At 44.5% G+C, this 23,666-nt stretch carries 25 protein-coding genes; 7 read left to right on the plus strand and 18 right to left on the minus strand.

Annotated elements, in window-relative coordinates; genetic code table 11:
* Positions 1–37 precede the first annotated feature (37 nt).
* Positions 38–940 carry a LysR family transcriptional regulator gene (locus VF412_RS11955; RefSeq protein WP_331339477.1) on the minus strand — a complete coding sequence of 301 codons (903 nt, stop codon included), beginning with the start codon at positions 938–940 and terminating at the stop codon, positions 38–40.
* 78 nt (positions 941–1,018) lie between these two features.
* Here VF412_RS11955 and VF412_RS11960 point away from each other — a divergent pair, with 78 nt between their 5' ends.
* From VF412_RS11960 to VF412_RS11970, 3 genes are all read left to right on the plus strand, one after another.
* Positions 1,019–1,741 (plus strand): hypothetical protein, encoded by a 723-nt coding sequence (locus VF412_RS11960; protein ID WP_331339478.1) that lies wholly within the window; start codon positions 1,019–1,021, stop codon positions 1,739–1,741.
* Positions 1,742–1,988: 247 nt separating this feature from the next.
* A complete protein-coding gene (locus VF412_RS11965; RefSeq protein ID WP_331339479.1) occupies positions 1,989–2,543 on the plus strand; it encodes a TetR/AcrR family transcriptional regulator in 555 nt (184 codons plus the stop codon).
* The gene (locus VF412_RS11970; protein WP_331339480.1) at positions 2,540–4,060 is read left to right on the plus strand and encodes an FAD-dependent monooxygenase; all 1,521 of its coding nucleotides are present in this window, start codon (positions 2,540–2,542) and stop codon (positions 4,058–4,060) included. The genes VF412_RS11965 and VF412_RS11970 overlap by 4 nt, the downstream gene beginning before the upstream one ends.
* A 16-nt stretch (positions 4,061–4,076) precedes the next feature.
* Here VF412_RS11970 and VF412_RS11975 read toward each other — a convergent pair whose 3' ends face one another.
* Positions 4,077–4,979, minus strand: coding sequence for a LysR family transcriptional regulator (locus VF412_RS11975; protein WP_331339481.1), 903 nt, complete (start codon positions 4,977–4,979; stop codon positions 4,077–4,079).
* Positions 4,980–5,088: 109 nt separating this feature from the next.
* Between VF412_RS11975 and VF412_RS11980 the strand changes: the two genes are divergently transcribed.
* Positions 5,089–5,493, plus strand: coding sequence for an ester cyclase (locus VF412_RS11980; RefSeq protein ID WP_331339482.1), 405 nt, complete (start codon positions 5,089–5,091; stop codon positions 5,491–5,493).
* A gap of 64 nt (positions 5,494–5,557) precedes the next feature.
* Here the strand turns inward: VF412_RS11980 and VF412_RS11985 are convergent, their stop codons facing one another.
* From VF412_RS11985 to VF412_RS11995, 3 genes are all read right to left on the minus strand, one after another.
* On the minus strand, positions 5,558–6,985 hold the full coding sequence (locus VF412_RS11985) for a pitrilysin family protein (RefSeq protein ID WP_331339483.1): 1,428 nt from the start codon (positions 6,983–6,985) through the stop codon (positions 5,558–5,560).
* A gap of 3 nt (positions 6,986–6,988) precedes the next feature.
* Entirely contained in the window at positions 6,989–8,392 is a 1,404-nt protein-coding gene (locus VF412_RS11990; RefSeq protein ID WP_331339484.1) for a pitrilysin family protein, read from the minus strand.
* Positions 8,393–8,575: 183 nt separating this feature from the next.
* A complete protein-coding gene (locus VF412_RS11995) occupies positions 8,576–9,088 on the minus strand; it encodes a flagellar basal body-associated FliL family protein (RefSeq protein ID WP_331339485.1) in 513 nt (170 codons plus the stop codon).
* Positions 9,089–9,249: 161 nt separating this feature from the next.
* Between VF412_RS11995 and VF412_RS12000 the strand changes: the two genes are divergently transcribed.
* Together VF412_RS12000 and VF412_RS12005 are read left to right on the plus strand one after the other, a co-directional pair.
* Positions 9,250–10,257 carry a L,D-transpeptidase family protein gene (locus tag VF412_RS12000; RefSeq protein WP_331339486.1) on the plus strand — a complete coding sequence of 336 codons (1,008 nt, stop codon included), beginning with the start codon at positions 9,250–9,252 and terminating at the stop codon, positions 10,255–10,257.
* A gap of 57 nt (positions 10,258–10,314) precedes the next feature.
* The gene (locus VF412_RS12005) at positions 10,315–11,163 is read left to right on the plus strand and encodes an SMP-30/gluconolactonase/LRE family protein (RefSeq protein ID WP_331339487.1); all 849 of its coding nucleotides are present in this window, start codon (positions 10,315–10,317) and stop codon (positions 11,161–11,163) included.
* Position 11,164: 1 nt separating this feature from the next.
* On the opposite strand, the gene VF412_RS12010 is transcribed toward VF412_RS12005, so the two are convergent.
* From VF412_RS12010 to VF412_RS12020, 3 genes are all read right to left on the minus strand, one after another.
* The gene (locus VF412_RS12010; protein WP_331339488.1) at positions 11,165–11,782 is read right to left on the minus strand and encodes a carbohydrate-binding family 9-like protein; all 618 of its coding nucleotides are present in this window, start codon (positions 11,780–11,782) and stop codon (positions 11,165–11,167) included.
* Positions 11,783–11,784: 2 nt separating this feature from the next.
* Positions 11,785–13,251: an FAD-binding oxidoreductase gene (locus tag VF412_RS12015; RefSeq protein ID WP_331339489.1), complete on the minus strand. Its 1,467-nt coding sequence runs from the start codon at positions 13,249–13,251 to the stop codon at positions 11,785–11,787.
* 125 nt (positions 13,252–13,376) lie between these two features.
* Entirely contained in the window at positions 13,377–13,955 is a 579-nt protein-coding gene (locus VF412_RS12020) for a DNA-3-methyladenine glycosylase I (protein ID WP_331339490.1), read from the minus strand.
* A gap of 114 nt (positions 13,956–14,069) precedes the next feature.
* Between VF412_RS12020 and VF412_RS12025 the strand changes: the two genes are divergently transcribed.
* Positions 14,070–14,336 (plus strand): hypothetical protein, encoded by a 267-nt coding sequence (locus VF412_RS12025; protein ID WP_331339491.1) that lies wholly within the window; start codon positions 14,070–14,072, stop codon positions 14,334–14,336.
* Positions 14,337–14,428: 92 nt separating this feature from the next.
* On the opposite strand, the gene VF412_RS12030 is transcribed toward VF412_RS12025, so the two are convergent.
* From VF412_RS12030 to hisC, 10 genes are all read right to left on the minus strand, one after another.
* Entirely contained in the window at positions 14,429–14,617 is a 189-nt protein-coding gene (locus tag VF412_RS12030) for a hypothetical protein (protein WP_331339492.1), read from the minus strand.
* Between the two features lie 201 nt (positions 14,618–14,818).
* On the minus strand, positions 14,819–15,568 hold the full coding sequence (locus VF412_RS12035) for a rhomboid family intramembrane serine protease (RefSeq protein WP_331339493.1): 750 nt from the start codon (positions 15,566–15,568) through the stop codon (positions 14,819–14,821).
* Entirely contained in the window at positions 15,565–16,212 is a 648-nt protein-coding gene (locus VF412_RS12040; protein WP_331339494.1) for an HIT domain-containing protein, read from the minus strand. Before VF412_RS12040 ends, VF412_RS12035 begins: the two co-directional genes overlap by 4 nt.
* 2 nt (positions 16,213–16,214) lie before the next feature.
* Positions 16,215–16,619 (minus strand): hypothetical protein, encoded by a 405-nt coding sequence (locus VF412_RS12045; RefSeq protein ID WP_331339495.1) that lies wholly within the window; start codon positions 16,617–16,619, stop codon positions 16,215–16,217.
* 2 nt (positions 16,620–16,621) lie between these two features.
* Positions 16,622–17,605, minus strand: coding sequence for a signal peptide peptidase SppA (gene sppA, locus VF412_RS12050; protein ID WP_331339496.1), 984 nt, complete (start codon positions 17,603–17,605; stop codon positions 16,622–16,624).
* Positions 17,606–17,744: 139 nt separating this feature from the next.
* Positions 17,745–19,544, minus strand: coding sequence for a 30S ribosomal protein S1 (locus VF412_RS12055; protein ID WP_331339497.1), 1,800 nt, complete (start codon positions 19,542–19,544; stop codon positions 17,745–17,747).
* A 368-nt stretch (positions 19,545–19,912) separates the two neighbouring features.
* A complete protein-coding gene (locus tag VF412_RS12060; protein WP_331339498.1) occupies positions 19,913–21,016 on the minus strand; it encodes a hypothetical protein in 1,104 nt (367 codons plus the stop codon).
* Between the two features lie 175 nt (positions 21,017–21,191).
* Complete coding sequence (locus tag VF412_RS12065) at positions 21,192–21,590, minus strand: hypothetical protein (protein ID WP_331339499.1); 399 nt, start codon at positions 21,588–21,590, stop codon at positions 21,192–21,194.
* A 128-nt stretch (positions 21,591–21,718) separates the two neighbouring features.
* Positions 21,719–22,381, minus strand: a complete 663-nt coding sequence (gene cmk / locus VF412_RS12070; protein ID WP_331339500.1) for a (d)CMP kinase — start codon at positions 22,379–22,381, stop codon at positions 21,719–21,721.
* 16 nt (positions 22,382–22,397) lie between these two features.
* Positions 22,398–23,525: a histidinol-phosphate transaminase gene (gene hisC, locus VF412_RS12075; RefSeq protein ID WP_331339501.1), complete on the minus strand. Its 1,128-nt coding sequence runs from the start codon at positions 23,523–23,525 to the stop codon at positions 22,398–22,400.
* Between the last annotated feature and the right edge of the window lie 141 nt (positions 23,526–23,666).

Consider the following 23,666-nt stretch of genomic DNA (forward strand, 5'->3'; position numbering starts at 1 on the left):
TTCACACGAATGTAGCATTAAAACTCGACCAAGATCCCTAAGCTTTTTCTTGTTGAGAAAGCGTTTGATAGAAGACCTCGACCAATGCCTTATTCTCGGAGTTTTTCTTATAATAGAACATCAAGTCCAACTCGTAATGCAGATCCTTGACGTACACACGATTCAAACGACCCGAACGAACTTGCTTTTTGATGGAATGTGCTGGAAGGAATCCCCATCCCAATCCTGACTCAATCACGCGCTTTAAAGTACCTACGTTTGATGATTCAAAGATCGCGGTGCTATTGCTCGCTCCTGCAAGCTTTTCCTGCAATAGACTGTTGAAGTGCGGAAATTCGTCTGTGAAATTGACGAGTGGGAATGCTCCCAAATCTTTGGATTGAATTTGTTGTGGCATTTTTTCGTCTTTACTGGAGCCGACAAGCCACATCTCTTCTTTCAATAGGAATTTTTGCTCGCTGTTTTCAACCTCAGCGTTAAATTCCGTTTTTGCGTCAGGCAATATGATAATGTCGTACAAAGATTTCTTAAAGGCCTTGATCAGTTCTTCACCGCGATCGTACTCAATTTTCAAACTGAGCTCTGGATTATGGCGCATCAAACGAGCCACGATCGGACTCATGAGTTGCAAACCAATTGAGTTCAAAGTTCCAATGCGAAGTTGTCCCTTCATCTGATTCCCTATGGATTTGATCGCGATCTCTGCCTGTTGAGTCAGATGAATAATCTTTTTCGCGTATTCGTAAAGGACTTCTCCTTGTGGGGTGGCCTTAATTTGGCGAACACCGCGAACAAGAAGCTCGACACCTAGATCTTCTTCTAGGTTTCGAATCTGCTGACTGACCGCCGGCTGAGTCAGATAAAGTTTGTCTGCCGCTGCTGTCATGCTGCCTTCGGCGATGACCGTCACAAAGGTTGTCAGTTGGTAAAGGTTCTTCACGAGAATTTTCTCCTTTGCTCTTTGATCCGCCGAGAAATTGTTATTATACTAATTTGCAGTAACCAACTTGAGGTCTGCATGAAGTATAAAGTATTCGCATCACTGGTCGTTATTCTACTCAGTTTTACAGCGCATGCAAAAGTCTTTCGTAATGCCTATATCGCATTCGAGATGCCAGAATCTTGGAAATGCAACCTAGAGCAAACGGAATGGGTCTGCCGAAGCGAACAATCCAAAGAATCTAAAGAGGCGATCATCATTTTGACCGCTAAAGAAGTGGGCCCAACGGACACCTTCCCTCTCTATGAATCGCACTTGAACACTCCCATCGCTATCAATGTGAAAGGTGTCACTCAAGAATCTAAGATCGTTTATAAAGCCAAGACAGTTCAAATTAATGATCAAAACTGGATTGATTCATTGCACTTGGGTTCTGAAGTTCCAAACTACTTCACTCGCTATCTTGCGACGATCAAAGATAAGATCGCGATTCTTGTCACATTCAGCGCTCACAAACAGTTTTATACAAAATATAGCCAAGACTTCTTCAAGGCTGTAATGAGCCTGCGCGTGATTGCAACAAAAAACATCACGGCGCGTCCCGACCTTGGTCCTATTCGCCCAGGTTCTGAAACTCTGGGTGCACCGATTGGCTCGGCCATGCCAGCTGATATGTACCAACAAGAAGATGGTCAGGGAAAAGGCGGCAACAAAGCTCTTCTTCTTGGCGGCGCTGTGATCCTTGCGGCCCTGGGAATTTTGATCTTCTTAAGAGCCAAGCGTAAAAAACGTAAAAAATAATTTCCAAATTCGGCGGCCTACCCTAGCGCCGCCGAAAACTCTGCCTCGGCCCTATCTTTTTTAAATACTGAATTTAGACACTCACCCACCGCTTTCCAAGTGACTGCGCGAAGGCCTATTTGCGCGTAAATCAAAAGCCCATAAAAACATGTATTAACTACAATTTTGTAGTAACTACACTTTTTTCTTTAAAAATCATCATGTCGTGGCGTATAACAAACAAAACATCAGTAGGAGTGACTCTAAAATGGGACTGCGTGAAACAAAGAAAGCCAAGACTCGCAAGTTGATCTCGGATATTGCCTGCGAACTTTTTCTCGAACGCGGTTATGCTAACGTCACAACCGCAGAAGTGGCCAAGAAAGCAGAAGTCGCGGTGACCACCCTCTTCAATTATTTCCCCACGAAAGAATCTCTGATCTTTGATCGCGAAGAAGAATACGACAAAGATATTCTTGCCGCTGTCCGTAACCGAAAAAAGGGCCAAACTATTCTAGATGGTCTTCACAAATACTTCCTTGAAAGCGGTCTCTTTAATCCGCCCAATAAAAAAATTGCAGCGGAATTCATGAAGCTAATCAAATCGTCTCCAGAACTTTCAGTTTATTTCCGTGCGATGTGGAGCCGATATGAACACACCTTGGCGAGGGAAATTCACAACGAGGCCGGTGTCAGCAAAACGGAGGCAGAATGCATTGCCAAGTTGGTTCTTGAGGGTGTCAGTTTCGCTAGCAATTCATCTTCTCCGAAAGAGGCCTTAAACCTGACGTTTAAAGTTCTTAAGAATGGGTGGAATAAATGAAGCCTGATCCATCAAAGTATGATGTGATTATTGCCGGGGCTGGCCCCGTGGGTCTTTTCTTAGCCTGCGAATTGGCTTTGGCAAAATGTTCAGTGCTGATCCTTGAAAAATCTGAAAATCCTCATTCTCTGTTAAAGAAGATTCCTTTCGGAATTCGCGGTCTTTCAGCTCCAAGTATCGAAGCTTTTTATCGCCGTGGCTTGCTTGATAAATTCAATCTGCATAAACAAGTCAAAAGCCCCCATATGAATTCGGGACAAGGGACTCGGCGCCAAGTAGGACATTTTGCGGGCATTCCACTACATGAAGATGACATAGACACCTCACAATGGAAATATCGCCTACCAAGCTCGACGCCGGCAAGTTTGATTTCCGAGATGGATGAAATCGAAACGATCCTAACTCACCATGCGGAAACTTTAAATATAGAAATCAAATATGGTCATCCCGTCTCCTCGGTTCAGCAAGACAAGACCATCACAACAGTTCAAGCAGGTGAAATAATATTCCAAGCTTTATGGGTTGTCGGTTGCGACGGCGCCCGCAGCATGGTTCGCAAAGCTGGAAGTTTTGAGTTTGCAGGAACAGAGCCTTATTTTACGGGCTACTCCACTTATATCGAAATTGCCGATCCAGAAAAATTAAAATCCGGTCGTGTAATGACCGAGCAAGGTATGTACTTGCAGTCACAACCCGGCTACGTCGTGATTCAAGATTTTGATGGTGGTGCCTTTCATGGTTCAGACCGGCCTCTTACATTGGAACACATTCAGAAAGTCCTGCGTCGTGTTTCAAATACCGATGTAACAATCAAAACCTTGCATACAGCAACCACATGGACTGACAGAGCAAGACAAGCCACCTCCTATCGCAACGGCAGAATTTTACTTGCCGGCGACGCCGCACACATTCACTCTCCACTAGGCGGCCAAGGCCTGAATCTTGGTTTAGGCGACGCGTTGAATTTGGGGTGGAAATTAGCCGCCACAATAAAAAAAACTGCACCAGAGGGACTGATCGATAGCTATCACCTAGAACGTCATCCCATCGGGGAAAAAGTTCTCGCTTGGTCTCGAGCGCAAGTAGCGATTATGAATCCAACTCCCGAGGCGCGTGCCTTGAATGCAATCTTTCGCGATATAATGAATACTCGCGACGGTGCCACTTATGTGGCGGGAAGAATCTGGGGTCTCTTGACTCGCTACGATCTGGATAGTGGTCATTCTCTAATAGGCTGCAGTGTTCCTAATTTTGAATTTATGGACGGCACCAAGCTCGGCGAGTTCATGCACGACGGCCACGGCGTCCTGCTTGACTTCCATTCTAATAAGTCACTAGAGAAAATCGCAGATGAGCACAGCACACAGCTGAAATATATTTCAGCTGTAGCAAAGGAGCAATTCGGCCTAAATGCTTTATTGATTCGACCCGACGGAATTGTTGCCTGGGTTGCTGAAGGCCCCGTGGATGAGTTATTACTTCAAAAATCGATGGCTCGTTGGTTTACGAAAGAATAAAAATTATTTCGCCCGCTCAATTAATATGGACTAATTCTTCGGCCAAAAAATTCATCGCGAGACGAGCAGAAGCCGATAAAGTCTTACGACTTGGATAAATAATTTGAATATTTTTGGTAAACGATTTTGAGTAACTCCACTTATACGCTGATAGTACTTGCGTAAGGGAACCATCTTCCAAATAGGGCCGGGCAAGCCATATTGGAACAAGGGCAATCCCAAGGCCCTGGCGTAAAGTTTCGATCAGGATATCTCCTTGATTGACCCTTAAGGAGCCGTCGATTTCAATGAATTGAATCGCAGTGCCTTTCGAGTAGTACCATCTTGGGCCTCTGTTTTTATAATCCGAAATTAAACAATTATGATCCTTTAAATCCGCAGGCTTTGCCGGCAGACCCATTCGATTTAAATATTGAGCGGAAGCGCATAAGACTTGTGTCGTCGAAGCCAAATTCTTGGCAACAAAATGAGAGCTTCGCCCTTCTCCGATGCGTAATGCAAAATCAAAGCCCTCAGCGGTTAAGTCCTCAAATTGGTTACTTGTTATCAAGGTGATTTTAATATCGGGAAAGCGCTGATGAAAACGTGCGATTGGCGACGCTAATAAGGCTCTTGCAAAACTGACCGGCGCCGCAATTTTGACGGTTCCCTTAGGGGTCTGCAGCGTCGAAGTTTCAGTCTTTGCCTCTTCGAGGTTGAGGAGCATCGCCTTGAACTTTCGCAAATATATTTCACCAGCGGCGGTCAGAGATACTGAACGTGTTGTGCGATGAAGAAGCTGAACGGCCAGTTCTTTCTCCAACTCCTCAATTTTGCGAGAGATAGAAGAGACATGAACCTTTTCCTTTTCCGCCACTTTAGAGAAACTTTTTTCCTGGGCGACAGAGATGAATATTTCGAAAGATTTAAGCTGCTGCATAGGATCAGGATGTCCTATATTTGCATATTTCGCAATAATGCCTTGCTTAGAGCATCGTTTATTGCGTCAAAAAAAGACTCTATAATGACTCAAGAAAGAGGAGATTTTTATGAGCCTAGAAGCCAACAAAAAAACGGTTCAACGATTCAATGATGAATGCATCGGCAAAGGAGTCTCATTTGAGGAACTTTTATCAGTGAACTTCATCAACAGAACGGCTCCGCCGGGCGCCGCAAATGGACCTGAGTCAATTCAGTCTTTTTTTAACGACAATATAAGACCAGGCCTTTCCAATCTTCACGTGGAAATTCACGATCAAATAGCAGAAGGCGACAAAGTCGTAACGCGTAAAACTATTCACGGAGTTCACACCGGATCTCTGATGGGAGTTGCTCCGACGGGACGCTCTGTCTCTATAAATGTTATTGATATTGTCAGACTTGAGGATGGCAAGTACGTCGAGCACTGGGGGATTAATAACTTAAAAGAAGTTATTGCGACATTGATCAGTTAATCCATTCCAGGAGGCTGCGGCATTAGACATCGAGCATGCCGCAGCTGGCTCTCTGAAAGGGGGATCAATGAAGCTTAATAATTTCTGGAGAATATTTTTGGAATTGAGGAATAATCGACTCATTTCCATAAATAACAGCTTTAAACTTAGATGGATCTAAATGACGTCGGAAAGCCTCGTTCAAAGCTTCTGTTTTGATGTCGGCAATATTCTTATTGAAATCCGTTAGGTAATCAAAAGAGATTCCATAAAAATCAAGCACCAACAAGTTGTATGCCAATCTATCTGAAGTTTCGATCGCGCGAGGGAATTGACCAATCATTTGATTCTTGCCGGCATCCACCTCTTTATCAGTAGCCCCTTTGTCTAGAAACTCGTGAACAACATTCAAGGACTCGTCAAAAGCTTTTCCAGCAGATTCATTTTTAGAGAATGTGCTGATCTCAAAGTCACCTCTGTCTTTACGAACATCAAAATAAGAAGAAATAGAATACGTCAAACCAAGGTCATCACGAACCTTTTGATTCAAACGACTGGAAAATCCTCCGCCCAAAACTTCATTCCCTAAACGCAGAGTGAGGTAGTCAGGATCCAAACGATCAATACTCACCTGAGCCATACGGATTTGAGTCTGCTGCAAGCCTTTCTTGACATAAAGACGAACTTGCAATTTATCGCTTGCAGGAGCCGCCGACACAGTCACATTTGGAATAGAACGCTTCGTCCATTTTCCGTAAGCCTCTTTAACTTTGTTTTCAAAATCGTCGTTGTACATTCCAACGACCGCTAACGTTGCGTTGTTCGGACGATAGAATGTTAGATAGTGTCGGATGATATCTTGTTTCTTGACGCTTTTAATTCCCTCTTCCGTTCCATTCACGTCGCGGCCATAAGGGTGATTTCCAAAAACAAAGGCATCCATTTTTTCATCAGCGTAAGCCGACGGGTTATCGATTTTCTTTTGCAAACCCGCAAGAATTTGCGAGCGCATTCTATGGATCTCGGAATCCGTAAATGCAGGATTCATTGTAATATCAGACAACAATTTCAACAGATCTTCCGCAGAATTACTTAAAGAGTCCGCATAAATCGTCGTCACGTCCGCGCCCGGAGTGATATCCAAAGTTGATCCCATGTCACCAAACTCATCGGCAATCACACTGGCGTTTCGAGTTTGTGTGCCCTGCTCTAGCAGGTATGCTGTCATCGCATTCAGACCTGGTTGCTCGGCGGGCTCTTGCATTGAACCTGTTCTAAGGAGCATTGTCATACTCACTCGAGGCAACGTGTTGTCACGGATGAAGATCACTTTGAGTCCATTCTCTAGAGTGACCTCCTTGAATGGACGAAGAGTGAACGACCCAGCGGATTTACTCACATAACCATCCGAAGAGGTTTGGGTCTTCTTTACACCCGTAGAGCATGCAATCAAACCGGAACACAAAAGTGGAAATGAAAGTGCGATTGTTAACTTCTTCATGTTTCGTTTCATGTCCTATTCCTTCTTCTTACCTTTTGGTTCCAACACGATAACTGAACGTTGAGTTTGATTTGTGTATTTATCTGCCGCTTTTTGGATGTCTTCCGCAGTCACAGCTTCGTATTTATCCAAATCTGTGAACAATGTTTCATAGCTGCCCGTCACAATTTCATTCACAGCCAGAGCACGTGCTTTACCATCCATTGTTTTCAAGCTGTCGACCAGATCCTTCATGACCTGTGTTTTTGCTTTTCTCAATTCCTTATCAGTCACTTTCTGGTTACGAAGCTTCCAAAGTTCATTGTAAGTGATATCCAACGCTTCTTGGACTCCTAAGCCTGGCTTCATATTCACACCCACGGCTAAAACACCAGCCTCCTTCATCGCATAATTGAATGAATAGGCCGAAGTAGCGATTTGTTTTTGATAGACCAAGCGTTTGTACAGACGGCTTGAAGTTCCATTTCCTAAGATATTAGCCGCAAGATCTAACGGATACATATCAGGCTCTCCTTGACGTGGGCTTTGGAAAGCCACGACGAAAGAGCTATTTTGCACATCCTTCTTCAATGTCGCATTCTCCTGAGCCTCTTGAAGTGGTTCACGAGGATAGTTACGACGCGGAAGCGGTTTATATTCAAGTTGTCCGTAATATTTCTCAATCAAACTTTTAACTTTGTCCGTCTTGAAGTCACCAACGATCACAAGGACAGCATTATTAGGAACATAGTAAGTGCTGTAGAAGAAACGAAGTTTATCAACATCATAGTTGTTGATATCCTTCATATACCCAATCACTGGCCAGTGATATGGATTGTATTTAAACACGGTGCTCATCATCAGTTCGCGAACCAACCCCATCGGATTGTTATCAACTCGCCAACGACGCTCTTCCTTAACGACTTCCTTCTCACTCTTCAGATCCACAGGATTTAAAGCCAAAGAGCTCATGCGATCCACTTCCATGTCCATCACAAGTTCTAGCTTTGAACTCGGTAGATTTTCAAAGAAGCCCGTATAATCATTTGTTGTAAACGCATTATTCACAATCCCATTCTCATGAAAAATGCGATCAAAGGATTTACCATCATATTTTTTCGCGCCCTTGAACATCATGTGCTCTAACATGTGAGCAGCCCCGGTCACACCCGGAGACTCGTCACGGGACCCCACACGATACCACGTGTGATAACTGACCATCGGCACAGAGTGATCCTCAGAAAGAAGAACTGTCAGACCATTTTTCAAAACCACCTTCGTTACCGGCAAAGAGATCTTCATATCTCCTTCTTTTTGCCATCCTTGGATAGCGCCAATGACATCAGTTTTTGGTCCTTTATCAGCATTCGGAATAGGCTCTACGGCATGTGCTGCAAGAGAAGCACAAAGGCCCACAAGCAAAGTAGAAAAAAGTCTCATAGTTGCTCTTTCGGTAGGAAGTTCAGAGCGCATCGCGCTCGACTTCAGTGTGAAACTGGCCCTGGCCGAAGACAACTATTAGAGAATTTTTAAGACTTACGACACGGGAAATTTTCGCCGAGAGTTGCTGGACTTAACTCCAGAGTAGCAACGAGGTTGCCACCCCCAGATATTTTAAACAGTTTATTGAACGACAAAGTCAGAGAAATAAACGTCCTTGACTACACCCTTGTGAAGGATGCCGTTTACTTCCATAGCAATCTTATCTTTAAGGAACAACTTACCTTGGATGCTTTCGAGGTTCCCGAAAGCTTCTTCATTAAGGATGCGAACAATCTTATCTCGAGCCTTGGCGCGATTTTCTGGTTCCATCACTTCTTCGAAACCATCCTTACCAAGCATTTGCAAATTCACTTCAAGACGGATTGTTCTTTTAGGTTCACCACCCAAATTCACCGTGAATTTATCCATGGTGTACACAAGAGGACCAACGTCGGCCGCACTTTCTGTGGATGCAAGCTCACGCTCCATCTGTTCTTCGGTAATCTTAGGACTTTCCCAGCCCATCGTTGATGCATAAACCATGTATGCGCCGCCACCCATGACTACTAGATTCACCACTGCAAAAACAATCTGCAATAGCATTCCTGTATTCTTTGGCTTCGGCGGAGCCGCCTGTTGCTGAGCTTCTGACATTTCGTAACCTCTTGCTAAGAAAGGTATCGGAGCATCGGCCCTAGGTCTTAACGCCAATAACTCAACTTTTTGATAGGGAATTTCACAGAAAGTGTTTAAGCTCTATACATATCGGCTCTGAGACTTGACAAAAACATAGGGTCTTCCGACATAATATAACTATGAGAATTTTCCTCTCGGGATGCCTACTATTACTTTCTGCCACGCCGGTATTTGCGGAACCCGCAAACCCTCCTGTATCTCAAGCTGAGACACCCCAGGAATTGTTTCCGGCTCCGTTACTTCAAATTTCCGAAACTGAAGCTTTCTCTAAATATGTTTTCTTAGTAGATAAAGAACAGCGCAAGCTTTCAGTTTTTGAAAGAGACGGCGAAGAAATCAAAAAAGTTGTCGAGTACCCGACGGATATCGGTAAAAATGGCGGCAACAAGACAAAGCGCGATGATGCGAGAACTCCTGAAGGCATCTACTTCCTTGAAAAAAGACTTACTCAGCCAGAAATTCCTTTCAATATGTACGGAGCTTTGGCCTTCACAACAAACTACCCAAACCTTTTTGACCGCCGACTGAATAAGACTGGTTCTGGTATTTGGCTTCATGCCATCCCCGATACAGTGGCATTGACTCGCGGTTCTCGCGGTTGCGTTGTCGTTCGCAATGATGTGATCAAAAAGCTAGCTGACTATATCAAGCTTCATGAGACCCCCATCTTGATCTTCGACCACGTGAACTATGTGACTAAGGCTGAACATGAAAAACGTCGTACTGCATTGACGAATTTCATCGAGGGCTGGCGTCAGTCTTGGGAATCCCAGGATATCGATAAATATATCAGTTATTACGATACGGATTTTAAAGCCCCAGGTTTTAATTTGAAAACCTGGAAAGCTCATAAAGCAAATTTGAAATCCAAATACGAATTCATCAAAGTTCACCTGTCTCAACCCTACATTGTTCAACACAACGATCAATTATTAGTTAAGACCCTTCAACGTTATGAATCTGACCAACATGTCGATTACGGTGTAAAAACAATTTATGCCATAAAATCGGGCGATACGTACAAAATCATCCGTGAAGAGTGGGCTCCATTCAGCCAAGAGAAAGTCACTGCAGCTATTGCCAAGGACAACTCGATAACGGCTCAAGCGACTCAACAAACTCAATAATCAGAATCCATGCTGTGCAGTCTTCTGCTTTTCAGTCTTTGGGGACACACTGCTGATTTGTTTAAATCGGAAGTGATCAGCAAGCCAGGTCTATTCAACAAAGGCATTGAAGGTCCCACCACAGACTTGGCCGGCAATGTTTATGCTGTGAATTTTTCCAAACTTGGAACTATTGGCATTATGAAGCCTGGCCAGCAGCCCGAGCTGTGGTTAGAGCTCCCCAAGGGCAGCATCGGCAACGCTCTCCACATGTCCCCTGCCGGCGATTTGCTGGTCGCTGATCGCAGCAAGCATCAGATATTAAAAATCGATCTTAGAACAAAAGCGATCTCTACCGTCGCCAGTCATAGCGAAATGAATCAACCCAATGATCTCACCATCGCAAAAAATGGAGACATCTATCTAAGTGATCCGTCATGGAGCTCCAAGCACGATGGAAAAATTTGGTTGCTTGATCAGAACAAAAAGTTCTCAATCCTTGCTTCGCACTTAAAAGCGGTGAACGGCATTGATTTAAGTCCTGATGAATCCAAACTTTATTTCACGGAATCCATTAGTGGCGGACTTTATGTCTTTGACCTCAAGGATCATAAGCTCACAAACAAGAGGCTGCTTTATCAGTTCAAGAAAGACACGGTAGATGGAATCAAAGTCGATGCCGCTGGCACTATTTATGTCGTGCGCATTGGCGAGGGAAAGGTCGATCGAATTTCTGCAGAAGGAAAACTGTTAACAACAATTTCCCTTAAGGGAAAAGAGCCCACAAATTTAACATTCGGAGGATCCGACGGGAAAACTTTATTTGTAACCCTTCGCGATCAAGGCACTCTTGAATCCTTCCAAGTTCCCGAGCCTGGCAGAGAGTGGAAAAATCCGACGTCACAAAATTCAGGCGTTTCACCCTAAATCAATTTTCCTCGCAAAGAAGCTTGCGAAAGAACTCTGGCTTATGAAAATTAGGTTTTATTTGCTTTGGAAGATACAAGCTCCAATAACTTCTATTCGGAGATTTTCCTAAAATTGAATAGGCATTCCCACGAATAACAGAAACATCACCTTTCCAGCCTAAATTGCGCAAAGGAATCGCAAGCGTGGCCTGCCACCCCTTATCCGAGCGCTCCACGTGATGCTGAATCCCCATATGCAATCCCTCGGCGAAGGCCTTTCTTAAGGAATCCACACGCACTTCAAAGGTATCATCAAAGGGACTTAATTCAAACTCATAATATGGAAGCGGATTGGTCGTATCTGAAACCGAAATAAATAGTTCTACCACATCACCTTGATAGGGATACTCCTTAGGGCCGAGTACGGGCTTCGCATTAATTTCATCACTGCGCACATCGAATTGTGCAAACAGCGTATCGCCCTCCAACTGAAATTGCACATCCACGGGCTGCACTAAAGCAGATTCAGCAGGGTAAGCCAAGGTCAACATTTGCGAATCACGTTTATCGACACACTCCCCAGCATGAGCAAAAGAGGTCGCCAGCAAAAGTGTTGCAGAAAAAAATTTCCAATTCATGTCTAGAATCCCTTCTTCAAAGGAATGCTTTGTGCGTGAGCGAAAAAATTTGTTGGATCATGTTGCAGTTTAATTTCCATTAAACGCTCAAGGTTATTGCCCCAATAAGCACGACCATAATCCTTAATATCAAGGTCACAATAATTGAAATAAGCAGATCCCGACATATACGGTCTAAGTGCATCGTGGAAAGTCTTCATCGTTTCAAGACGAGCTTTCGTATCCGCGTCCTTATACCACTGAGTATAATATTGCAAAGAACTGACAGTCCCCGCGCGATGAGCAAACGCTGTCTCATCGTCAGCCTTATCACGAATAGCTCCGCCATAAGAATCAAAAATAATATCAATACCCGTCGGCGCTTTTTGCAGCATTGCCTCGAGCCCTTCATCACTCATGACTTGCTTGATATAATCAGATTTACCCTTCATGAAAATATATTCGTGATCGAAGCTTCCGCCAAAGTGGCGCACGGATGACATGAAGTCTAAATCTTCCACCGTCATTTTTGTCGGCTGAGCAATGGCAGATAATCTGGCGAGCTCGCTGCGCAGAACATTCTCAGCTCCCAAGGACTGACCAATCGCACGCATGTTGATGGAACCATCTTTGGCTTTGCTGACTTTAAATAGCGACGTGATTTCACGTGGCGCTTCAGGTGCCCACTGCTGCCAAGCCTTCATTAACTCTGCCGCAATCTTTGATGTTACATTCCAACTCATTCCGTAAACTAAGACATGAGAGACAGGGTGGGTTTTGAATTGCAACTTCGTGACGATACCAAAACTGCCTGCACCGCCTCCGCGCAAAGCCCAGAATAATTCACTGTTTTCAGTTTCACTGACGCGAATAATTTTGCCTTCAGCATTTACCATTTCGACGGCCAATAAGCTATCACAAGCAAGCCCCAAAGGACGAGCCAGCAACCCATAACCGCCCCCTAGCGTATGACCGGTGATGCCCACCGTTGGACAGGAACCCGCAGGAACTACACGCCCCACTTGAGATAATTTTGTATAAACATTGCCGAGCATCGCACCAGCCCCCGACACAAAGGTATTTTTATCAGCGGATAGTTCAAATTGATCCATAGGACGAGTATCAATCACAAGACCCGTGCCCTGAGAAAGACCTTCGAAGGAATGCCCACCACTGCGCATAGCCAGCGGGACTTTATTAGCTTGAGCCCATTGCACAGCTGTGGCCACCGCTTGTGGAGTCGAACACACCACGCGTACCACCGGTGTCTTCAAAGTGCGCCTGTTAAAAGCCATCTGATAATTTGCGAATTGAGCGTCTTGAGGAACCAAGATCAGTGCTTGGTCTTGTGAGAGCGAATTTTTCAAGTCTCGAAGTGAGACACTTTGCCCGTGCGCCGTAGCCACAAAGACCGATTCAAGCAGGCCTGTCGCAAGGAAAGATTGAGTAGCAATAGCTCCAGAAAATTTTAAAAATTCGCGTCTTTTCATAAAGACCGAACGAAGCAAAAAGCATCGTCGGTCTTCTAAAACAGAGCAGAGCTAATAAACAAATAAGTCGTTCACACAAAAAAACGACACCACCTGTGAACTTGTTCGACAGCGTCCTCTGGCCCCTAGGCCTTCGCCGATTTCACTTTCTTGTAACAGAAGCAAGTCACTAAATGGTCGTTCACCATTCCCGTCGCCTGCATATGGGCGTACACCGTTGTGGCTCCTAAGAATTTAAATCCACGCTTTTTAAGATCCTTCGCTAAATCTTCAGAGATCTTTGTCGTTGCAGGTATTCTTTTTTTACCATCTTGTTTATTGTCGACCGGCTTGTAATTTACGAACGCCCAAATGTAATTCGAAAAACTTCCGAATTCTTTTTGCACTTCTAAAAATCTTTGAGCGTTATTAACTGCCGCACGAATCTTTGCTTCATTGCGAATGATTCCTTCATTTTTCAACAATGAGGCAATTTTCTTTTCGTTAAACTTAGCAACCTTTGCTGGGTCAAAGTCCGCAAACGCTATGCGGTAATTTTCCCGTTTTCTTAAAATTGTAATCCAGCTCAACCCCGCCTGGGCTGACTCTAAAACCAGGAATTCAAATAATTTCTGGTCATCTCGAACGGGAACTCCCCATTCTTTGTCGTGATATTCAGTATATAGCTCGTCCCCCTCGGGAACCCATCTGCATCGTGTTTTCATTTGGCCAGCTTAGCAGCGTTTTGTTGCGCGCGCCACTTTAGTACAAAAGAAAGATAGCCACTTGACAGTTTTTAAAAGCGGCATAGATTTTAAATAGAGAGGAGGTTATGTCTTATGAAATTGACGATGATTTCCCGCCAAGCAGTGAGCGAATTGGCTCATCATATTTTGTTTGGCTTAGCCACAACAGCACTTGTTGCTGTCGCTACAGGAGCTTACTCAAAAGTTCTTCCCCCTACCGAAATGGCGGAAGCGGCCCCGGTTCACGCAGCGAAACAATCAACCATTGAATATCAGTTAGCGCCTCAGTGTCGTGCTATTGTTCACGATGCAAAAGGCTTTCCTCGCTGCCAAGAACAGGCGAAGGAACATCTTCACTAAAGCTTAAAATAAAAAAAGCCCACAACATCGTTGCGGGCTTTTCAGTTTTTTATCTTTATCACACCTCTGAATATTCAGAGGTCGCAAGCAGACTAATGTGATTCATCAGCAGATGAATTGTTTTTTCCGTCCATTGTGAACGTTTCAACGTTGCTTGCTAGGTCAGGAAGTTGCTCAAGGTGCTTGTTCAACTCGTCCTTCTTTAATTCACCTACGTTGAGGTTTCTTTCAGTCAATCGAACATCCCATTTAAGGTTTTTGTTTGCTTCAGCCAAAGACATCGCAGGTATCCTTTCAAATATCAGAAGCCTCGGTTATAGCCCACCCAACCGCCCCCTGTCAAAGGGCCCATAGATGCTTCTGAAAAGAAAAAAGCCCCCAAAATATTGATTTTGAGGGCTTTTTTAGAGTTTAAATCGATTTGAGCTGTTTCAACCTCAGCGTCTCCGGCACTTCTGATCTGCCGGGATCCGCCGCGGCCATCAGTTCCAGTATTTCGGTGGCTTGTCGGATTTCTTCTCGTTGTCGACAACCAATCTTAGATTGCGCCCCTTATTCTTGGCCTTTTTCTTCCAATCCTGCCGGGTCATAAAGCCTTTGACCTGCAAGCAGATAAAGCCAGACACGATACCACCCAAGTGCGCAAGGTAAGCAACCTCACCGCCACTCACACCGGACGTCATCAATGAAGCCAATTGAATCAAGCCCATCACTGCGACAAACCATTTTGTCTTCATTGGGAAGAGCATAAAGAAATAGACGATTCTTTCACCGAACAAGATTCCCTGAGCAAGCAACAAACCAAAGATCGCACCCGAAGCTCCGATCACTGGAACGATCAAACCCGTTTGCGAACCTGTCGCCAAAGCCCAAATCCAAATGCCGACGCAATACAAAATCGCGGCGCCAATTCCACACGAGAAATAATAGATCAGGAAGAACTTTGTTCCCCATCTTTGTTCAAGCTCGGCACCGAAGAACCATAGCATCAGCATATTGAACAAAATATGTGTCACCTGCAACGAGTGCAGGAACATATAGGTCACCAACTGCCAAATCTGAAAATCAAAAATGACTTTGCCGGGATAAAGACCGAACAACGATGTGAACGGCACGTGCATAAAACCTTCCATCAAAACTTGAAGAAGGAACCACACGGCCACATTGATGATAAGCAACCACTTCACTGCAGGAGTAAGCGGTGCTGTCGCAAAACTTACGTTTCTATTCATATCTTCTTAAAATACCCCAATATCTTCTCGTAAGTCTGTTCAAGACTTTCAACCAAGACCTTTGTCTCAGCGATCAACGGAAAGAAATTTAAGTCCCCGGACCATCTCGGGATGATGTGATAATGCAAATGTTCAGGGATACCCGCGCCTGCCACTGAGCCATGATTTAAACCGACATTAAATCCACCTGGCTCATAGATCTCTTTAAGACCTTTCATCGTTAGGCGAATCGTATTCTGCACATCCATATGTTCAGCATCACTCAATGCGAGCAAATCTCCACAATGACGGCGAGGCAAAACTAAAACATGCCCGCTATTGTATGGGAATTTATTAAGAACAACCATGGCATGCTTCGTTTGATAAACGCACAAAGTCTCAAACGAAATTCCACCCTTCGAGGCAGTACAAAAAACACAGCCTTCAGATTTGATCAGCTTGCGCACGTACTTCATGCGATCGGGACGAATTAAAACATCACGCTCCATGGGCCAAATATCTTTGCCAATGTGAATTTCACCGTGAGGAATTGCTATGGCCTTAGATGCAGACTTCGCAACTTTTGCAGATTGCGATTTTGCTTTCGATGACTTCGGGGAAGTCTTTTTAGCAGAAGACTTCCCTGCAGTTTTTTTCGCTGCCATGATTACTCCGCGCTGCTGGTGAAAATACTTGGAAGTCCTACAAGAGTGTCTTCGACATAGAATAAAATTTCGCAATTCTTGTGAAGCTCCACGCCGATCTCTTCACCCTTGCCACCTGTCGGATTCATCAACAAGATTTCAGAAGTCGCTTCAGGATTTGCACATTGCTTTGCTCTTAATTCAAAGAACATCACAGGCACCAAGCCGCCGCCGCCAGTCACTTCCATGAAATCAAATTTCGTTCCCTCAGGGAAAGACACTTTTTCGTCGATCGGCAACACTTGAGTCAGATAGTAAATTCCAGCATCTGTTATATCACTCCACTTTTCAGGAACACGCGGAGACTGTTCAGAAGCTACGGCTGGAACTGCTGCGAATAAAGACAGAAGAACTAAAAGCTTTTTCATTCTTAGTCCCAATATCCAGGCATCATGTACAACGGTTGATTCAAGTATTGCGCTCGAAGAAGATACTTCATCGCACCTTCCATATTCATGCCGGCGCCCGTCGCTTTACCTTTTAGAAGATCCGCGTATTCAGCCAATGAATTGATATCATCGTCAGATTCTTTGTCGCCGAAATCTAAGATACTCATCTTCTTCTTCGGCACTTCGAAGACTTCATAGTTGTTGCCAAGCTTCGCAACATCAGCCGCCAACTTCACAGCGTCGTCAAAGAAACCCTCTTGATCCGCGAAACCCAACTTCACGGCAGAAGTTCCAGTGAATACACGACCATCAGCGTATTCGTTCATCACTTCTTCTTTGAGTTTACGTTCTTTCATCACAGTGCTTTTGAATTGACCGTAAACTTCGTTGATCATGCTTTGGAATAAAGCTTTCTCATCATCGCGCATGCCACGATACTCAGCACCCGAGTCTTTGAATTTTCCAGAAGTGATCGAATAGCGAGATACTTTTGCCCAATCATAAAGTTTTTCAAGATTTGCGAATTCCATGATCACGCCGATAGAACCTACAAGAGCGCCAGGAGCCACAACGATTTTGTCACAAGCTACTGCTGAATAGTAAGCTCCGCTGGCCATCACACCTGTCGTCACACAAATTACCGGCTTCTTCAGCTCATCGCGGACTTTTCTGATTTCGTGATAAATTTCTTGAGAAGGACCAACCGCCCCACCCGGAGAGTTGATATTGATCACGATTGCTTTTACACGGTCATTATCACGATACTTTTTTAGATTTTTAAGGAATTTCTTACCGTTAAGGATCACACCATTCATATCCAAATGAAGGATGGTATTTTTCGCTGTGACTTTTCTTTCGGATTCACCGAAGAAATCGCCGCCCATTTTAAGAAGTGCGCCGATGCCGACAAACACTAAGAAGATAATAAGAAGTTTTTTAAAGAAACTGCCGCCGCCGTTTTTCATGGACTGCCTCACACATCATGTTGAAACGTCCCTCTTTAGCTTCCACCATGAAGCACAAATAAAAAAAGGGACCCAACTAGGGTCCCTCTTAACGACTAAACAGTCAATCGAGCCGCGGCGCAGCTCGATTGTTCAGCAACTAAGCTTTGTCAGTCTTTACGCCTTTAAGTTGATCTGCAAACAAGTCACCGAAAGTAGACTTAGAAGTTGCAGTCGCTTTTTTAACGTAATCGTCAACATCAGCTTTTGCTTCGCGAAGTTTCACTAGTTTTGCAGACAAACCGATCTTACGAGCGTCTTTGTCGATAGAGATAACTTCAGCTTTGATTGATTGACCTGGTTTAATGAACTCTTCAACTGAACCGATTTTGTCAGTTGTAAGTTCAGAAATGTGGATCAAACCTTCGATATCAGATTCAAGCTCAACGAAAGCACCAAAATCAGCTGTTTTAGTTACTTTAACGTCGTGTTGTGTACCGATAGCGTATTTGTTTTCGATATTAGCCCATGGGTCAGATTCAAGTTGTTTGATACCCAAAGAGAATCTTTCGTTCTCGATATCAACACCTAGAACAACCGCACGTACTTTTTGGCCTTTAGTGTAAAGTTCATTTGGATGATTTACACGTTTAGTCCAAGAGAAGTCAGAGATGTGAACCAAACCATCGATGCCTTCTTCGATGCCGATGAAGATACCGAAGTCAGTTACAGATTTAACTTCACCTTCAATGATAGTTCCTGGAGCGTATGATTCTTTCAACTCGATCCAAGGATTTTGTTGAAGCTGTTTCATACCCAAGCTGATGCGACGGTTTTCAGTGTCTACTTCAAGTACAACAACTTCAACTTCGTCACCAACATTTACGACTTGAGAAGGGTGTTTCACGCGTTTAGTCCAAGACATTTCAGAAACGTGGATCAAACCTTCGATACCTTCGCCAAGCTCAACGAATGCACCGTATTCTGCCAATGAAACAACTTTACCTTTAAGCTTAGTGCCTGGAGGGTAAGAAGCCTTAACAGATTCCCAAGGATCGTTGTGCAACTGTTTCATGCCCAAAGATACGCGTTCTTTTTCTTTATCATACTTAAGAACTTTAACTTGGATTTCGTCACCAACGTTCAACATTTCAGAAGGGTGTTTTACACGGCCCCATGACATGTCAGTGATGTGCAACAAACCGTCCATGCCACCAAGATCGATGAATGCACCGTAGTCAGTGATGTTTTTAACAACACCAGTAACAACTGAACCTTCAGCCATAGTGTCAAGAGTTTGTGAACGCAAACTGTCGCGTTCTTCTTCAAGAAGCGCGCGGCGAGAAAGAACGATGTTGCCACGTTTCTTGTTGAATTTGATAACTTTGAATTTGAACTTTTTGCCCAAGTAAACGTCCATGTTGCGAACCGGACGAAGATCAATTTGAGATCCAGGCAAGAATGCTTTAACGCCGATATCAACGCTCAAGCCGCCTTTAACTTTAGCAACAACAGTACCTTCGATAACTTCTTCGTTCTCTGCTGCTTTAGAAATGTCAGTCCATGCGCGAAGCATGTCTGCTTTATCTTTAGAAAGAACGATCATACCGTTTTCGTTTTCGATACGGTCGATAAGAACTTCTACTTTATCTCCAGCTTTCACATCACGAACGCCGTCTACGATGCGGAATTCATTGATAGCGATCAAGCCTTCAGATTTGTAGTTGATGTCTACTAGAACATAGTCAGATTGAACTTCTACTACAGTACCAGTAACAACGTCGCCGACTTTGAAATCTTGCTCTTTCATGGACGCTTCGAATAGAGAATCGAATTCGCCTTTATCAGATTTTGTAGCACCATAGATGCCAGGATTCGCAGCAACTTTAGAGTCTTCTGCATCCAAGAAAGCTAGCACTTTCTGTTTTTCAAGTTCAGCCTTGTTCAATTGTTTTGTCATATCGTTTTTTAAAAACCTCCACGTAGTAAAACCTCTATCGTGGGCAACTGCAGATGCAGCTGACCTTGGGTCTTACCCGTACCTTTCTTCGCACTTCAGGCGAACCAATGGTTTAGCGAGCTAAGGCAGTGAAAGTCAAAGGTTTTGCGCGGGTCGTTAGGCTTTTCGCGCAAGCGAATTTGCGGAACTCTGTGAGAGGACATTTCGCCCCCGCCATCTCGAACATATTTGATTTGAAGGGGCTCTCCCCCGAGCACGATGGAAGACACTAAATAGGCTCCAGCCGGGGCTTTGAGCGACCTCTCATTTCGCAGGACCCCATCAGAGGTTAGAAAACAGAGGCGCTACTCCGACGAGTGTAAACCGATCTAGTTCTGATCAGCGTCGATCAAAGACTGAAGGTAAGTATGAACCTGTGCGCCCGTGAACGTGCGTGATTTGCGTGAAGCTGAATCCACCTCCACAACACCGCCCAGGGCTTTTGTTTTTCCCTGAGCAACCAAATCCAAAATACTTGCATAAGCTTCTGGCTGGTCCGACGGAATCACATGACCCGAGTTTTTCACTACGAACAACAAGGCCTTCGCATCTTTGTCGTAAAGAGTTTCAAAAGTCGCCACCTGATGAGTCAGTAAACTCTTGCTTTCGTTCTCTGCGAAAATGAAAACGCGATTTACATTTTTAGGCAAAGCAGACAAATCCCATTCGAAGCCCTCAACGGCGCGAGATAAAGTCGTGTAACCTTCAACCATTTGCGAGTGACGGTCTTCAGAGAATTTAAATTGCTCGGCCATGCTAGATACTTGTTTTTCCCATTCAGAACGATAAGCCGTATCCAAGAGAGAGCGTGTGATGCCTGGACCAAAAATAGGATTCCACAACTCGCCGGCTTTCAAACTTTGGCGATACGCTTCAAGTTGCGGATTTTCAGCCGCTGAAGAAGTCATCGGCACCGTTTCAATCACTAACGGGAAATCCTTCAACAACGGCGACACCGCCCCCGTGTAGGAAAGAGAAACTGGAATCACAACACCTGTTTGAAATTGCGTCTGAAGAGTTTTTGCAAGTTGCGCCACTTCATTTGCAAAATCTTGAAGTGAAGGGCTTGCACTCATAAAGAATGGAACTTCACCCGCCGGCAACGCATTCACAGAAAACGGCTGAACGCTGAAGTTCATACCGACAACGCCATAACCTTTCGCAATCAAAGCTTGCGGGCCTGGCTCAGACAAAAGGAACGCGCGGTTTACACCGGGCAATAACAAAAATGTAGGATAGCCCGCGCGTGTCGGCTTCGCCATTTCGAAGTACACCACACGCCCTGTGCCCAAAGTCATTTGATAAGGTTGAATCGCGGCGGCTGTCACTGCAGGAGCAGCTTGCACTGTTGAAGGAAGAATTCCTTCAGAAGCGATCAATATGAAAAAAGCGACAACGACATTGCGAAAGAAAAAGCGAATGATTGATTTCATGGCGAGGTTCTTACCTCGTCATTTTTATAAACCCAAGAGGATTTTCTAAATAATTTAAATTTGTAAGGATTCACAAAGATTTTAGAGTCACGGCTCTAGGTAAAATTACGATTATTTTCTTCTGACGAAAGTTTCGCCAACAAAGCAATTAGACGCTCTGAAGTTTCTTCAAGCTCTAGCGATTGCACCAGTCGAGATAGATGGTTTTATTTTTCACCACGTCCATCATCTGAACATCGATGGCTTTGCCTTTGCCGGTGCGATAATCAACTTCGATTGTTTGACGAGCGAGTACCATGCCCATACGTTTTCTTGCAGAAATAATATTCAGAGCTTCACCATCGTTTTGTAAAACCTGCTGAGTCTCGGAAGAGAGCAACACGCCGGAAGATGTTTTTGAAACGGGACGAACCGCCAAGTCGCCGTTATCAGATAAGGTAATATGATAAGTCTCGCTGCCCGTCATATCTGCAAAGGCAGAACCACGGCACGCCACCACCACTTGTTCAACAGCTTGAGCCGTTGAAACCAAAGAAAGCATCGCAGTTGTCAGAATAAGAATGTTTTTAAGCACCGAGGACTCCAGGGAAAATACGTCAACCCCCTGGAACTTTACAAACTCTGTGCCCGGTATAAGCGAATATATGGATTTAGGGAAAGGACCGCCTGACTAGATAATAGACAGCCCTGAAAAGAACAGAACTAGTTATCGATTTTAGAGTGAACGTAAGCTTCGATCTTGTCGACAACCTCAGACAAATTCAGCTCTGTTGAATCGATGACGAATGCGTTGTCTGGGATGGCCATCGGGGCCACTTTACGAGTAGAGTCTTGAAGGTCACGTTGCTTTTGCGCCTTCACCATTTCACCTTGATCAAGACCCAACTCAGTCGCACGGCGTGCGGCTCGATGTTCGCTGGAGGCTGTAAGATAAACCTTTGCTTCGGCTGTCGGGAAGACCACAGTTCCGCAGTCACGACCTTCAGCCACGAGTCCATCGGGACCACTGCTGCAGTTTCTTTGCGCATCCAAAAGAGCTTTGCGCACTTCTGGATAATGACTGATACGGCTTGCGAAATTACCGACGTCTTCGTGGGCAATTTGATCTGTCACATCTTGATCTTTGAAGAAGACTTTTGTGCGTTCAGATTCCAAACTGACATTCCATACTGGATTGTGTGTAAGCTCTGCCAACGTCTTCACGTCATCAAGATCCACATCCAATTGAAGAGCCGCATAGGCAAGGCCACGATAGAAGGCACCAGTGGAAACCCACTTCCAACCCAAACGACGGGCAAGCTCGCGACTTACTGAAGACTTCCCTGAAGCCGCTGGACCATCAATCGTAACAACCATTCCCATCATATCTTCCTGTCTACTTCTACTGCTTATTATACAGAGGAATTTCTTTAAGCACTTCTGCCAAAGCAGCCATTGCCGCTTCGTTTTCGTGCTCTAAGCCTACACTTATGCGCATGTGTGTTTTGAAACCGTAGTTCAAAATCGGGCGCATAATAATCCCACGACGTAGCAAAGCTTCATTCACCTTGGCGGCGTCACGAAGGGTGTCAAACATGACAAAATTTCCCTGGGATGGAATGTATGGCAGGCCTAATTCTTCTAATTTCTTGTAGAAGTAATCAAGTCCTTTCCAGCAAATCTGCTGCGAACGCTCAATAAATTCTTTATCTTGCAGAGCCGCATTTGCAGCGACCTGCGCTAAATCGTTGACATTGAACGGTTTGCGCACGCGGTTAAAAACTTCAACAACCTCAGGCGGAGCGATCATGCAGCCAACACGAAATCCCGCCAAACCGTAAATTTTTGAGAACGTGCGAAGAACGATCAAGTTCTTGTATTTACCTAAATAATTTTGCGCAGACACATAATCTTCAGCGCGCACGAATTCATTATAAGCTTCGTCAAAAACGATCATCACGTCATCGCGATTTCCAAGACGCGCCAAGAACTCTTCCACCTCCGCTTTTGTCGCGTGAGTTCCTGTAGGATTATTCGGATTTGAAATAAAGATCAGGCGAATGTTTTCTTCAGGGTGTGCAAAGAAATAATCCGCAATACCTTTCATATCAAAGGCATAGTTCGTCAAAAGAGGCACCTTGCGAATGACAGCACGATTGGCCTGGGCACTCACCTCATATGCATTGAATGCTGCTACGGAAGTCAAAACTCCTTCCTTGGGTTCACAGAAAATGCGAGTTAACAGATCAATGAGTTCATCACTCCCGTTGCCAATAGCCAATTGTTGGGTAGGAAATCCCCATAATTTCGAGATCGTGTGCAGCAATTCATAATGAGATGGATCCGGATATAGATTCTGATGATCGAGAGCCTTCTTCACAGCATCCACTGCTTTCGGGCTAGGACCTAAAGGATTTTCATTACTTGCAAGCTTGTAGACCTTGCTCAATCCGTACTCACGTTGAGTTTCAGAGATGGGTTTTCCTGGCTTATACGGAATCAAATTAAGAATTTCAGGAGAAATCTTCACGTAACAATCCTTTTCTTCAAGGCATCTTTTTGCTATATCTGTTCGTCTTTTCGTACATTGTAACGTTCATTTTATCAACCACTAGGATGTTGAATCCTGGCGATGTAAAATAATGTCATGTACACCCAGCACGCTGTGACA

Origin of the sequence: Bdellovibrio sp., assembly GCF_036384735.1 — a bacterium.
GTDB lineage: Bacteria > Bdellovibrionota > Bdellovibrionia > Bdellovibrionales > Bdellovibrionaceae > Bdellovibrio.